The organism is Streptomyces sp. NPDC044704, from assembly GCF_056433525.1.
This window is the reverse complement of record NZ_JBWKGY010000025.1, coordinates 11,881-25,570: the sequence shown is the minus strand read 5'-3', so window position 1 is coordinate 25,570 and position 13,690 is coordinate 11,881. Positions and strand designations below refer to the sequence as shown.

The 13,690-nt window shown below is 74.4% G+C and carries 9 protein-coding genes; 4 read left to right on the top strand and 5 right to left on the bottom strand.

All coding sequences use genetic code 11. The features are described from left to right. Window positions 1-79: 79 nt before the first annotated feature. Complete coding sequence (locus AC07B0_RS35890) at window positions 80-874, bottom strand: GntR family transcriptional regulator (RefSeq protein WP_469382932.1); 795 nt, start codon at window positions 872-874, stop codon at window positions 80-82. An 86-nt stretch (window positions 875-960) separates the two neighbouring features. Here AC07B0_RS35890 and AC07B0_RS35885 point away from each other — a divergent pair, with 86 nt between their 5' ends. Together AC07B0_RS35885 and AC07B0_RS35880 are read left to right on the top strand one after the other, a co-directional pair. Continuing rightward, a complete protein-coding gene (locus AC07B0_RS35885) occupies window positions 961-1,836 on the top strand; it encodes a (2Fe-2S)-binding protein (RefSeq protein ID WP_478866042.1) in 876 nt (291 codons plus the stop codon). A 192-nt stretch (window positions 1,837-2,028) separates the two neighbouring features. Continuing rightward, window positions 2,029-3,087, top strand: a complete 1,059-nt coding sequence (locus AC07B0_RS35880; protein WP_356883646.1) for a DUF2637 domain-containing protein — start codon at window positions 2,029-2,031, stop codon at window positions 3,085-3,087. Between the two features lie 109 nt (window positions 3,088-3,196). Here the strand turns inward: AC07B0_RS35880 and AC07B0_RS35875 are convergent, their stop codons facing one another. From AC07B0_RS35875 to AC07B0_RS35860, 4 genes are all read right to left on the bottom strand, one after another. Then, complete coding sequence (locus tag AC07B0_RS35875; RefSeq protein ID WP_356883644.1) at window positions 3,197-3,589, bottom strand: ATP-binding protein; 393 nt, start codon at window positions 3,587-3,589, stop codon at window positions 3,197-3,199. Between the two features lie 171 nt (window positions 3,590-3,760). Further along, window positions 3,761-5,503, bottom strand: a complete 1,743-nt coding sequence (locus AC07B0_RS35870; protein ID WP_478900066.1) for a pyruvate dehydrogenase — start codon at window positions 5,501-5,503, stop codon at window positions 3,761-3,763. A 66-nt stretch (window positions 5,504-5,569) separates the two neighbouring features. Continuing rightward, window positions 5,570-7,645 carry a protein phosphatase 2C domain-containing protein gene (locus AC07B0_RS35865; protein ID WP_478900064.1) on the bottom strand — a complete coding sequence of 692 codons (2,076 nt, stop codon included), beginning with the start codon at window positions 7,643-7,645 and terminating at the stop codon, window positions 5,570-5,572. A gap of 102 nt (window positions 7,646-7,747) precedes the next feature. Beyond that, entirely contained in the window at window positions 7,748-11,506 is a 3,759-nt protein-coding gene (locus AC07B0_RS35860; protein ID WP_478900063.1) for a S8 family peptidase, read from the bottom strand. Between the two features lie 199 nt (window positions 11,507-11,705). On the opposite strand from AC07B0_RS35860, the gene AC07B0_RS35855 reads away from it, so the two are divergent. Together AC07B0_RS35855 and AC07B0_RS35850 are read left to right on the top strand one after the other, a co-directional pair. Continuing rightward, window positions 11,706-12,683 (top strand): helix-turn-helix domain-containing protein, encoded by a 978-nt coding sequence (locus AC07B0_RS35855; protein ID WP_356883636.1) that lies wholly within the window; start codon window positions 11,706-11,708, stop codon window positions 12,681-12,683. A 24-nt stretch (window positions 12,684-12,707) separates the two neighbouring features. After that, the gene (locus AC07B0_RS35850) at window positions 12,708-13,193 is read left to right on the top strand and encodes a DUF456 domain-containing protein (RefSeq protein ID WP_356883634.1); all 486 of its coding nucleotides are present in this window, start codon (window positions 12,708-12,710) and stop codon (window positions 13,191-13,193) included. The last annotated feature ends 497 nt before the right edge of the window (window positions 13,194-13,690 follow it).

The window sequence follows — 13,690 nt, the reverse complement described above, 5'->3', positions numbered from 1 at the left end:
CCCCGCCCGGCGGTGCGCGCGGGCCGGTCCCGTGCGCCCGTACGGGGTGCGGCCGGGCCCCGGCCGGGCTCCGGGGCCGTCAGGCGGTGGCGCCCGCGAAGTGTTCCCGTACGAGCGACTCCACCACCGGGAGGTCCTGCGCGATCAGGGCCTCCAGGAGGGCCGAGTGCTCGGCCGCGTCGGCGACCAGGTCCGCGCGGCGGACGCGGGGCGCGCCCGGGAGCGGCCACTGGGCGCGGCGGTGGAGTTCCTCCGCGACCCGGACCAGCTGGGCGTTGTCCGCGAGGGAGAGCACGGCCCGGTGGAAGGCGCGGTCGGCGTCCGCGTACCCGGGCAGGTCGCCCGCGGCGGCCGCCTCGGCCGTGGCGAGGGCGGCGGGGCGCAGGGATTCCCAGACCTGGGCCGGTACGCCGCGGGCGAGCCGGAGCATGACCGGCACCTCCAGCAGGGCCCTGACCTCGGCCAGCTCGGCCAGGGCGCGGGGGGTGCGGGTCAGGACCCGGAACCCCCGGTTGGGCAGGCATTCCACCGCCCCCTCCAGCGCCAGTTGCTGCATCGCCTCGCGCACGGGGGTCGCGGAGACCCCGAAGCGCTCGCCGAGGGCCGGGCCGGAGTAGATCTCCCCCGGTTCCAGTTCGCCGTCCACGAGGGCCGCCCGCAGGGCTTCCAGGACCTGCGCGCGCACCGAATGGCGCAGTACCTTCTGCCGGGGAATCGACGGGTTGTCCGACACCGTGGCGCGGGCCGCTTCGTGCACTCGGTCCTCCTCCGGGTCTCGACCGGTTCCGAGGATAGGTGAAGGCCCGCCCGCCAGGAGATACGGCCCGTCCCGGGCTGTCGGCGCGGCGTGGTCGCCGCGCGGCCGCGCCGACATCACGGCGGACCCCGTGGGTGCAGACCCCCGAATATCGGGTAAGGTAAGGCTTACCTTCCAATGATCTCGCGATTCGGTGGTCCGCCATGACCGGCACGGCTCTCGACGTCCTGCTCCCGCCCGCACCCGCCCCGGCCGGCTCTCCGGTGGCGGACGCGTACGGACGCCTGACGGCGGTCCACCCCGGGCTGCGGATCACGGAGCACGACGCGCACGAGCCCCTCCCTCGCGGTGTGGGATGGGCCGGCGCGGACGAGCTCGCCGCGGGCGGGGAGGCGGTCGACGCGTTCCTCGCCTGGGACCACGCCCAGGTGCTGCGCGACTACGGCACCCCCGGGCGGCCCGACGTGGTGGCCGGATTCGGTCTGCACCGGTACGCATGGGCCGCCTGCCTGCTGATCACGGTCCCCTGGTTCCTGGACCGCCGGGTACCCCGGCTTCCCGTCGACCGGGTGGCCTACCACCGGACCCGCGGACAGATGTCCGTACGGGTCGAGACCTTCGCGTGCCTGCCGGACGATCCGGCGGCCGCACTCCCCGGGGCCCGTGTCGTGCCCGACGAGGAGTCCCTGCGCGAGGAGGTGCGGGCAGCGGTGTCCCAGCACCTCGGACCGCTGCTGGAGGGTTTCGGCCCGCGGACGCGGCGCGGCCGCCGGGCCCTGTGGGCGATGGCGACCGACGACGTCGTCGAGGGCCTGTGGTACCTCGGGGAGCTGCTGGGCGAGGAACAGCGGGCGATGCGGGAGCTGGAGCTCCTGCTGCCCGGCTCGACCGCCCCCTACACCGGGAGCGCGGGCTTCCGTACGCTGCGCGGCCCCGGCGGCGAGGAACTGAAGACCCGCGACCGGGCCGGCTGCTGCTTCTTCTACACGATCCGGCCGGAGGACACCTGCGCGACCTGCCCGCGTACTTGCGACGCGGAACGCGTGGCCCGGCTCGTGGCGGAGGCCGCCGCCGACTGAACCCACCCCCAGGGATGAAGCGGATTCGAACGCAACCCCGCTGCCACGAGCGGCAGTTCGAGTCACAACACCCTATCCGACGGGCCCCGCCCCCCGATGGCGTCCACTTGCCCCGAAACCCGCGTGCACCACGGACCGGCTGCGTCACTATGGCGCCCGGAAAGCCGCATACGCGAGGCAAGGGACATCCGCATGAGACTGACCGACATATCGCTGGACTGGCTGCTGCCCGGCAGCCTGTTGATCCTGGGCGTACTTGCGGCAGTGGCGGTACTGGCCCGGGGCAAGCGGGAGGGCGAGAAGGCCGCGGCCGAGGACAGCTGGGAACGCAGCGAGGAACGGCGACGGCGCAAGGAAGCCGTCTACGGGACCGCCTCGTACGTCCTGCTCTTCTGCTGTGCGGCCGTCGCCGCGGCGCTCTCCTTCCACGGGCTCGTCGGCTTCGGCCGGCAGAACCTGAACCTCTCCGGGGGCTGGGAGTACCTCGTTCCCTTCGGCCTCGACGGCGCGGCGATGTTCTGCTCGGTGCTGGCCGTGCGCGAGGCGAGCCACGGCGACGCGGCGCTCGGATCCCGCCTGCTGGTCTGGCTGTTCGCGGGCGCGGCCGCCTGGTTCAACTGGGTGCACGCGCCCCGCGGCCTCGGCCACGACGGCGCCCCCCAGTTCTTCGCCGGGATGTCGCTGTCGGCCGCCGTGCTGTTCGACCGTGCCCTCAAGCAGACGCGCCGGGCCGCGCTGCGCGAACAGGGCCTGATCCCGCGGCCGTTGCCGCAGATCCGCATGGTCCGCTGGCTGCGGGCCCCGCGCGAGACCTTCGGCGCGTGGTCGCTCATGCTGCTGGAGGGGGTGCGCACCCTCGACGAGGCCGTGGACGAGGTGCGCGAGGACAAGAAGGAGAAGGAACAGGACCGCCACCGCAGGCGGGAGCAACACCGGCTGGACCGGGCGCACATCAAGGCGCTGGGCCGGCAGAACCGGGCGTTCGGGCGGGCCCGGGCGCGGCAGGTCGACATGCCGGGGCTGAACCCCGGGACGGGCTCCGCGCCGGTCGGCGCGGAGCCGGCCATACCGGAAGCGGGACAGCTGCCCCTGCGCCGCCGGCCCTCCCTCCAGGCCGTCAACGGAACCGAACCCCTTGAACCGTCCGGTGCCCGGACGGTCGACCTCACCGCCGAGGACGACACCCAGACCATTCCCCGGCTCGACTCACTGGAGCGCAAACTGAAGGATCTGGAGCAGCAGTTCGGCTAGCCCGGACCCGTTCGCACGACACGGCGGGGCGGCCGTCCGCGGGGAATCCCGGGGGCGGCCGCCCCGTCGTCACGTCCACGTCCACGTCCCGCCGTCCGGCGATCTCCGGTTACCCGGCGTTCAGCTCGAACCAGACGACCTTGCCGCGGCCCAGCGCCAGCGGGTCCACACCCCAGGCGTCGGCGAGCGCCTGCACCAGAACCAGTCCCCTCCCGTGCGTACCGTCGTCGGCGGACGGTACGTACGGCCGGGGGCGGCGCGCGGTGTAGTCGCGGACCTCGACCCGTAACGTGGCGGCGTCGAGGCTCGCGGACACCTCCGCACCGTGGTCGGTGTGCACGAGGGCGTTCGTGACCAGTTCGGTGATCAACAGCTCCGCGACGTCGGCGGCCTCCGTCCGGCACCGGTGGCGCAGCAGTTCCCGCAGGGACCGCCGGACCTCGCCGATGGCCTTCAGGTCCGCCCGGTCGACGCTCCGCCGGATCCGCAGCGCGCTTCCCACCGTGCTCCCCCCGCCCCCGGCGGACGGTTCGCGCGGCACCGGCCGTCCTCTCTTCCACAGCTTTCCGGTATTCGCCCCCACCCGCACGGCGATGTACCTCCCCCGCATCCACAACTCTCGAACAGGTCTACGGAATGCATGCCCCCCGGGGCAATCCGCACTCCTGCGGACTTACGGGCGCGGTACGTTGCGCAGGTTGGATCGAGCCATTTGGAGCATGCGCCCCACCCCGCCGTCGAGCACGATCTTGCTGGCGGACAGTGCGAAACCGGTCACCATCTCGGCGCTGATCCTCGGCGGAATCGACAGGGCGTTGGGGTCGGTCACCACGTCCACCAGAGCGGGCCCCTTGTGCCGGAACGCGTCCTTGAGAGCCCCCGTGAGCTGCTTGGGCTTCTCGACGCGGACCCCGAAAGCGCCCGCCGCGCGGGCGATCGCGGCGAAGTCCGGGTTCCGGTTCGTCGTTCCGTACGAGGGCAGGCCGGAAACCAGCATCTCCAACTCGACCATTCCGAGGGATGAGTTGTTGAAGAGGACCACTTTGACGGGCAGGTCGTACTGCACCAGGGTGAGGAAATCTCCCATCAGCATCGAGAAGCCGCCGTCACCGGACATCGAGACCACTTGACGATTGCGGTCGGTGAACTGCGCCCCGATGGCCTGGGGAAGGGCGTTGGCCATGGAGCCGTGGCTGAAGGAGCCGATGATGCGCCGCTTTCCGTTCGGGGAAAGATAGCGCGCCGCCCACACGTTGCACATGCCGGTGTCGACAGTGAACACGGCGTCCTCGTCGGCGAGTTCGTCGAGTACGGACGCCACGTACTCGGGGTGGATCGGCGTGTGCTTCTCCACCTTGCGCGTGTACGCCTTCACCACCCCCTCCAGGGCGTCCGCGTGCTTCTTCAGCATCCGGTCCAGGAAACGGCGGTCGGTCTTGGCCTTCACCCGGGTGTTCAGGGCGCGCAGGGTCTCCCGCGCGTCCCCCCACACCGCGAGGTCCAACTGCGAGCGCCGGCCGAGGTGTTCGGGACGGATGTCCACCTGGACGATCTTCACGTCGTCGGGGAGGAAGGCGTTGTACGGGAAGTCCGTGCCGAGCAGGATCAGCAGGTCGCACTCGTGGGTGGCCTCGTAGGCAGCGCCGTAGCCGAGCAGTCCGCTCATGCCGACGTCGTACGGGTTGTCGTACTGGATCCATTCCTTGCCGCGCAGCGCGTGCCCGACCGGGGCCTTGACCCGGCCCGCGAACTCCATCACCTCGGCGTGCGCGCCGGCGGTGCCGCTGCCGCAGAAGAGCGTGACCTTCTCGGCCTCGTCGATCAGCCGCACCAGCTTCTCGATCTCCCCGTCCCCGGGCCGTACGGTGGGCCGCGCGGTCACCAGGGCGTGCTCCACCGCCTTCTCCGGGGCGGGCAGGGAGGCGATGTCCCCGGGCAGGGCGACGACGCTGACCCCGCTGCGGCCGACGGCGTGCTGGACGGCGGTCTGGAGCAGCCGGGGCATCTGCTTCGGATTGGAGATCAGCTCGCTGTAGTGGCTGCACTCGCGGAACAGCTGGTCGGGGTGGGTCTCCTGGAAGTAGCCGAGGCCGATCTCGCTGGAGGGGATGTGCGAGGCGAGCGCGAGGACCGGGGCCATCGAGCGGTGGGCGTCGTAGAGGCCGTTGATCAGGTGCAGGTTGCCGGGGCCGCAGGAGCCCGCGCAGGCGGCGAGCCTGCCGGTGACCTGGGCCTCGGCGCCCGCCGCGAAGGCGGCCGTCTCCTCGTGCCGGACCTGGATCCACTCGATGCCGCCGGTCCGGCGGATGGCGTCGACGACGGGGTTCAGGCTGTCGCCGACGACTCCGTACATCCGCCGCACGCCCGCGCGCACGAGGATGTCCACGAACTGCTCCGCCACGTTCTGCTTCGCCATGAAGGGGGCGCCCTTTCCGGTTCGGCTCTGCCGGGTCCGGCTCCCATCCATGCACGTTCCCCGCCGTTACGCCTCCCAGACCGCGGCGGCCGTCCGGTCGTCGGCGTACCCCTTGAGGCGGAGCTGGGTGTCGGCGAGGAACGCCGCGAGGCCGGGCGGCTCCTCCTGCGACCAGCGGGCCGCGAGCTCGGCCGGGAGCAGGGCCTCCTCCCGCATCGGCTCCGCGAGCCCTCCGGTGCACAACAGGAGGGTGTCGCCCGGACGGGCCACGGAGGCCCGGAACCGGAAACCGCCGGTGAGGCTGCCGCTGCCGGAGGCGGGGTCGGTGCCGGACGGGGCGGCCGGGGCGGGAGCGACCGCCGGGGTCAGTGCGCCGGTCCCCGGGCCGGGAGCCGCGCCCGGCTCCAGGTCCTGCCACCGGCCCGCCCGGAGCCGGAACACCCCGCCCGGGCCCGCGCCGAAGCACACCCGGTGGGCGCACTGCGGGTCCAGGGGCAAGAGCAGGCCGCGCAGCCCGGCCGTACAGGCCTCCTCGGGGAGCCCGAGCTCGGCCGCGCGGGCGCGCAGGCGTCCGTAGCCCCGGTCGGTGAGCCGCTGGAGCCCCGACCGGAGGGCCTCGCGGCGGCCGGCCCGGATGTCGTCGGCCAGCCGTTCCCGGCTGCGCCCGACGGCCGCCGCGACGGTGTGGCACAGGTCGGCGGCGGCTTCCCGGGCTCCGGGGGCGGCCCGGTCCCCGCCGGCGAGGACCACCAGGACCAGGGCGTCGTCGCCGCTGCCGAAGCGGGCGGTGAGCAGGCAGTCCCGGCGGGCCTCGCCCCGGTAGCGGGCGGAGTCCCCGCGCAGGGAGGCGGCGCGCAGGGTGTAGGCCCCGTAGCGGGCCCCCTCCAGCACGGTGTCGGGGGTCAGGTCGTCGAGCGCGGCCGGGTCGGCGGCGGGCAGCGCGCCCGGCTCGGCGGCGTAGGTGGGGGCCCGGTCCCCGAGATGGCTGACCACGGGCCGCCCGCCGGACCCCTGACGGGACTCCTCTGGGGCGCCCGGCCCGGGCACCCCGACGGGCGCGGCCGGTGGCACCGCCGCGGCGGACGGGGCGGGTGGTGCGGCCGGTGCGACCGGCGGGGGCGGGGGTACCGCTCCCGGGGCCGGAGGCGGGGGCGGCCCGACCGGCGGGGCGGGCGGTACGGCCGGTGCGGACGGCGGGGTCGCGGGAGACGGGGCGGTCGCCCGGAGCGGCAGCGGGGCCTGCGGAACGTCGGGCCCCGCGGGCGGGGCGGGCGGGGCCTGCGGGGCGGACGGGGCACTTCCCTGCCAGGTTGGCAGCTCGTTGCCGCCCCCGGAGGCGGGTGCCTGGGCGGGGCCCGAGCCGGAGCCGGGCCCGGCGGAGCCATCGGTGCCCAGACCTGAGGCGGGGCCGGCCGTCGGGCTGTCGGCACGCCCGGGGGCCGGGGCGGGGTCGCCGGCGAGGCGCCGGGAGGGCCCGGTGGGCGGTGGCGCGAAGGCGCCGGGCGGGGCGGGCGGTTCTGGCGGGGCGGGCGGTTCGTCCGGAAGGGCCGGGGGCACCGTCACATCGCCCTGGGCGTACCCGGTCGCCCCCGCCACCCGGGGATCCCGCACCACGGGCGGCGCGGCCGGCGGTGCGGGAGGTCGTGGTGCGAGAGGACCGGCCGGAGCCCGGCGGGGCCCCGGCAGCAGCGGTTCCCCCGCACCCGGAGGCGGGGCCGATCCGCCCGGAGCGGACCCCACCTCCGGGGCCGGGGAGGCCGAAGCCGCCCGGTCCGGGGCCGGGGAGGCCGAAGCGGCCCGGTCCGGGGCCGGGTAAGCGGACCCGTCCGGGGTGGCCGGGGTGGCCGAAGCGGACCCGTCCGGGGTCCCCGGCGGCCGGGGCGGGGCCGACGGGGCGTCGGCGGCCGGTGCCGACGGGGGCCGGGCCGAGCGGGGTGACGGCAGGGGGGCGCCGGGTGGTGCGGCGTCCGGGGGCCGGGCTGGGGGCGGGATCCGGGTGGGGGCGGGCGGCCCCGGGTCGGTCACCAGGACCGACGCCGAGCGGAACCGGTGGTCCAGGGTGTCCCCCGGATCGGGCTCGGGTCCCGCTTCCGGATCCTCGTAGAGCTTCTGCCACCAGTCCTCGTCGCCCTGCTGACTCATGCCCTCATTGTCGGCCCAGTCGGGCGGCGGAAAACCCCGAACGCGCGAAAAGGGTCCACCGGGCCGCCGCCCGGTGGACCCTCCCCGCTCTACCCGTACGGACTAACGGACTTCGTACGCCCGAGTGACCGTCTGGGTGACCGTGGCGCCGTTCGCGTCGGCGAGTTCGACCTTCAGCGACACCGCCTTGCCGGAGGCTCCCGCGTGGTCGACGACGGCCGTCCACCGGCCGCCGCGCTCGGTGGTCCGCGCCTGCGTCCAGTTCTCTCCGTCGTAGGAGTAGGAGAGCTTCGCCGACTTCAGCGCGCCCGGCGCGTACCCCGCGTGCCCGGTGACGCTCAGCCCGATGCTCTGGCCGTTCGCCGCCGCGACCGTCTTCATGCCGTCCAGCGGGGCCGCGTACCGCGGGAAGAGGACCGGCAGTCCCTGCGAGTAGGCCGCCGCGTCGAGCTTCGAGGTGAAGCCCCAGGTCGTCGACACCGCCGTGGAGCGCTGCCAGGTACGGGCGGGCGGCCCGATCTTCTCGATGGACTGGGTCAGTTCGTAGCGGCCCGCCTCCGCCGGGACCTCGAACACCCCGAACGGGTACCAGCTCTCGCCGATGACCTCGCCGTCCCGCTTGAGCTGGAGTCCGCCGATGTCGCCGAACGAGCCCGGCTGCGCGAAGTGGCCGCCGTCCCCCCACATGGCGGGGGCGAAGCCGATCAGGTTGCCCTGCCGTTCGGCGGCCAGGGTCTCCTTGCCGGCCGTGTCGCGGGGCGCGACCGGCCCGGTCACCCCGTCGTACCAACTCACTGCGGTCTTGCGGCCCTTGACGTACGTCCGCTGCTCACCCGTCATGAACTCGCCCCAGGGGAAGCTGCTGGACAGCAGCTGGTCCCAGGCGGTGTCCCCGGCGGAGTAGAACTCGGTGCGCCGGCCCGGAGCCGCGACGGTCTCGATCCCGCCGAAGAAGACGGCGCTGCCGATCGGCCGGTAGGCCCCGGCGATGTCGATGAAGTCGGCTGCCACGCCCATGGAGTTGTAGGTGGCGTCGACCTGCCCGAGGTCGCGGTCGCGCACCCGGTAGGTGTGCCCCGACGTGACCTCGCCGGTCTCGGGGAAGGCCAGGGTGTAGACGTACGGGCTCTTCGCGGTGCCCTTCCAGGCCAGCGTGACCTTGCCCGCCGCGAGCCGGGCCAGGAGCGCCTTCCCCTCCCCGGACTCGATGGCCAGGGCCGGCAGGGTGCCGCCCGCGTAGCCGGTGAACGCGACCCAGCGGCCGGGGGCGTCGCGGTGGGCGAGGACCGCCTTGGCCCCGGCGTCCTTGGCGGCCTGCGCCACCTCGTACAGGGCCCCGTCCGTGGTCTTCACCAAGGCGATCGCACCCTTGGCGCCCGCCGCGGCGAGCTCTTCGGGGGTGCCGGAACCCGCGTCGACCAGGGGGGCGCTGCCGGTTCCGTCGAGGTTGTCGCTGCCGGTGGAGGCGGTGATCGGGTGCAGTACCGGACCGCCGGCCACCTTCAGCTCGGCGAGTACGGGCGCGCCCGCCCGCCAGTAGCTGCCGAACTCGAACTCCCCTTCCTTGGCGCGGCCTTCGACGGAGGCGTAGTAGCCCCGGATCGTCCGGCCGCCCATGGCGGTGCCCGCGTGCAGCCAGGTGTCGTCCCAGCTGCGGGCGAAGCCGAGGGTGGTGTTGCGGGATTCGACGGGCTTGTCGGCCTCGACGGCCAGGCGTCCGGCCTTGCGGGCGTCGAGGACGACGGTCGTGTCCTTCTTCACCTCGGTCTGCGGGCGCCCCAGGTAGGTGAGGGAGTCGATCAGCTCGGCGCCCTCGCCCGCGTCGGGGGTGCCGACGAAGGCGGAGAGGAAGTAGGAGCCCGGGCGGACCCGGTAGACCTGGTCGACGGAGCCCTCGTTGAAGCGGCGCTCGCCGCTCGCGTCGTCGGTGCCGATGACGTCCAGCGAGGAGGGTCCGGCGGCCGGGCGGCCGGCGCGGTCGATCAGCTTGACGCGCAGGGTGACGGTCTCCGGCTCGACGTACAGGGAGAAGGGGGTGGAGACCCGCACCCCGCCGGCGGTGGCGACGACGCGGCCGGTGACGTCCCCGTACTGGGAACGCTCCAGCTTCGCGGCCGGGTCGAGGTGGAGCGGCACCTTGACGGTGGCGCCGGCGGGGACGGTGACCGTACGCCGGTCGAGGCGGGCCACCTGGGAGCGGACGGCGGAGCCGTCGTTGCCCGTGACCGTCTCGACGGCGAGGTCCAGGGTGACGGGCCGGGTGCCCGTGTTCGTGTACGGGACCTCGACGCTCGTGCGGTCGCTGCGGTCCTGCGGCCAGTTGTACGTACCGCCCTGGACGGCGGGGGCGCCGGTGACGGTGGCGTCGAGGGCGGCCCTCACGTCGAGCCGGCCGCCTCCGGTCTCCCGTACGTCCCCCGGGACCTTGGTGTTCGCGGAGCCGACGAGGGCGGCCTTGACCTGCTGTCCGTTCCAGTCGGGGTGACGCTGCTTGACGATGGCCGCGGCGCCCGCGACGTGCGGGGTGGCCATCGAGGTCCCGGACATCGACTGGTACGCGTACACCCCGCGGCCGCCCGCCGCGGCGGCGGAGATCCCGACGCCGGGGGCGGCGATCTCGGGCTTCAGGGTGTGCGCGAGCCCGGCGGGGCCGCGGCTGGAGAAGGAGGCCGTGCTGTCGTCACGGTCGACGGCGCCGACGGTCAGCGCGCTGGGCGCGCAACCGGGCGAGGAGACCGTGTTGTTGCCCGGACCGGAGTTCCCGGCCGCGATGACGAAGAGCGGGCCCTGCTGCGAGAGCCGTTCGGCGGCGGCGGCGAGCGGGTCGTCGCAGGCGGTCTGGGAAGGGTCGCCGAGGCTCATGGAGACCACGTCGGCCTTGCTCTCGACGGCCCACTCCATACCGGCGATGATCCACGAATCGAGGCCGTAGCCCTGGTCGTTGAGGACCTTGCCGCTGAGCAGTTCGGCGCCGGGCGCGACGCCCTTCTTGGCGCCGCCGCTCTCGGCTCCGGATCCGCCGACGGTGGAGATGGTGTGGGTGCCGTGGCCCTGGCGGTCGGCGTCCGTGTCGGAGTCGGTGAAGTTCTTCGACCCGGCGACGCGGCCCTTGAGGTCGGGGTGGTCGAGGTCGGTGCCCGTGTCGAGGACGGCGACCTTGGTGCCGGCGCCGTCGAGTCCGGCGGCCCAGGCGGCGTTGGCGTTCACCTGCCGGGTGGAGCGTTCCAGGTTCGCCCGGACCTTCCCGTCCAGCCACAGCTTCTTCAGTCCGCCCGCGGCCCGGGAGGTGCCGCCCGCCGAGATGTCCGCCCAGAAGTCGGCGGCCCGCTCCTTGTCGGCGGCGAGGGCCACACCGCCGATGGAGTCCAGGACCAGTGAACGCTCGGCGCCGCGGGGTGCGGGCGGGGTGTTGCGCGCGACGCTGACGGAGCCGTCGTACACGGCGATCAGCGGCAGCTTCTTGCTGTGGGCGTCGTCGTAGCCCTGCCGGATCAGGCCGGTGACGTTGAAGAGTTCCTCGTCGACCTTGCCCGCGGCGAGCGCCTTGACGGCTCCCTCGGGGTAGACGTAGAGGTCCTCGCCGCTCTGACGGGTCTGCACGACCGGCTGGGAGCCGTTCTCGCGGGGCATCGCGGTGGCGGCGGTGCGTCCGGCGGTGTCCGTGGAGACCAGGATCCGGTCTCCGGTGACGAGGGTGACGGTGACGGGCGCCGTGGGCTGCCCGCCCGCCGCCCCGCTCCCGACGAGTGGTCTCTGTCCCGGCGCTCCGCCGCTCGGCTGTGCCGCGGACGGGCCGACGGCGGTGACGGCGAGGACGGCCGCTGTGGCCGCCCCGAGTGCCGTGCGCGATATCGGGCGCATCGCTCTCCCCAGGTGAATTCCGGCCAACCGCTGCATTGCACGGCATAGCTGCCGCGGAAATGGCTTCTGACCGGCGGATGTTGGTGCTGCGGTGGCGTCACCTTGGCAGAGAGGCGGAAGGTGCGGCGATGATGTCGGCGGCGGGTTTGCGCCGTGGCCGCTTCCCGCCAGGAACGGCGCAGAGAGTGGGGTGGACGGGTTGCTGGGTGCGATAGGCCTGGACGAGGGGCAGGAGTCGGCGTACCGCGCGCTGGTGGCACTGGGGGCGGCGGAGGTACCGGACCTCGCGCACCGGCTGACGCTGCCGGTGCCGCAGACCGAACGGGCGCTGCGGCACCTGGAACGCCACGGTCTGGCCGCCCAGTCGTCGGCGCGGCCGGGCCGGTGGGTGGCCGCGCCGCCCGGGGTGGCACTGGGCGCGCTCCTGACCCAGCAGCGGCACGAGCTGGAGCAGGCGGAGCTGGCGGCGGTCCTGCTGGCGGAGGAGTACCGGGCCGAGGCCGCCGAGCCGGACGTCCACGACCTGGTGGAGGTGGTGACGGGGGCCAGCGCGGTGGCGCACCGCTTCCACCAGCTCCAGCTGGGCGCGACGGAAGAGGTGTGCGCGCTGGTCAGCGGCCGGCCCCAGGTGGTGACGGGAACGGACAACGAGGCCGAGGAACGGGCCTCCGTCCGCGGCGTGGAGTACCGCGTGGTCATCGAACGCCAGGTGCTGACCCTGCCCAGCGGCATCCGCGAGGCCTCGACGGCCCTGGCCCGCGGGGAGCGGATCCGGGTGACGGGCGAGGTCCCGACGAAGCTGGTGATCGCCGACCGGACGCTGGCGATGGTCCCGCTGACGGCGCGCGGCGCGGAGCCGGCGGCACTGGTCGTCCACGCGTCGGGGCTGCTGGAATCCCTGCGCGGCCTGTTCGAGGCGGTCTGGCGGGAGTCGCTGCCGCTGCGGCTGGGCTCGACGGGCTGCGCGGAGGAGGGCGACGGCGGCCCCGACACCACCGACCTGGAGATCCTGTCCCTGCTGCTGGCCGGGATGACGGACGCGAGCGTCGCCAAGCACCTGGAACTGGGGCTGCGGACGGTACAGCGGCGGGTGAAGGGGCTCATGGAGCTGGCCGGGGTCACGACACGCCTCCAGCTCGGCTGGCACGCGTACGAGCGGGGCTGGGTGGCCCGATAGCCGCAGGTCGGTCAGGCTGGGCAGATGGATCTGCCTCAGCTGCTCCTGGTGGGGCTGGTGCTGCTGCTCGGGGTGCTCGGGGTGATGGTCCCGGGCGTCCCGGGAACCTGGCTGGTCTGGGCGGGCGTGCTGTGGTGGGCGCTCCACCTGCGGTCGGCCACGGCGTGGGCGGTGCTGGTCGCGTCGACGGCCCTGCTGCTGGTGGTGCAGGTCGTGAAGTGGCTGCTGCCGCCGAGGCGGGTCCAGGGGCTGGGCGTCACCCGCCGGATGGCGGCGTACGCGGGCGGCGGCGCGGTCCTCGGCTTCGTCCTGGTACCGGTGGTGGGGTCGGTCCCGGGTTTCATGGGCGGCATCTACCTCCACGAACGCCGCCGGCTGGGCACGCACGGGGAGGCGTGGGCGTCGGTCCGCGCGGTGATGCGGGGGGTGGGGACGAGCGTGCTGGTGGAACTGGTGGCCTGCCTGATGGTGGCCGCGGCCTGCCTGGGCGCCACCCTCTCGTCCCCCTGACCACCCCCACCCGAGCGCACCCCGCGCCTGCCCACCCGACCCGAGGCTGTCCCGCTACTCGAGCCGTTCGGGCCTGCCCACCCGACCCGGGGGTGTGCCGCTGCGCGAGCCGTTGGGGCCTACCCGCCCGACCCGGGGGGGGTGCCGCTGCGCGGGCCGTTCCCCTACCCGCCCTTCCCCCGTTCCCGCCTCAGCTGCCGGCGCGGCTCAGACCAAGCCCCCGGCGGCTCCGCCCCCGAACCCCCGCGCCTCAAACGCCGGCGGGGCTGAGACGGCCGGGGGTTGCCCAGCGGGGCCGGGCCCCCTGGGGCTCCGACCCAGACCCCGCGCCTCAAACGCCGGCGAGGCTGGATCTGGCCCGACGGGGCCGGAATGCCCCATCGGCGCAAAACCGTCCCGGGCCGGGGGCGGGGACGGGGTGGGGGGTCGGCCGGGGCTAAAACGTGATTTGTTGGCGCCCTGCCCCGCCCGACAAGACGCTCCGGACAAGGCGCCAT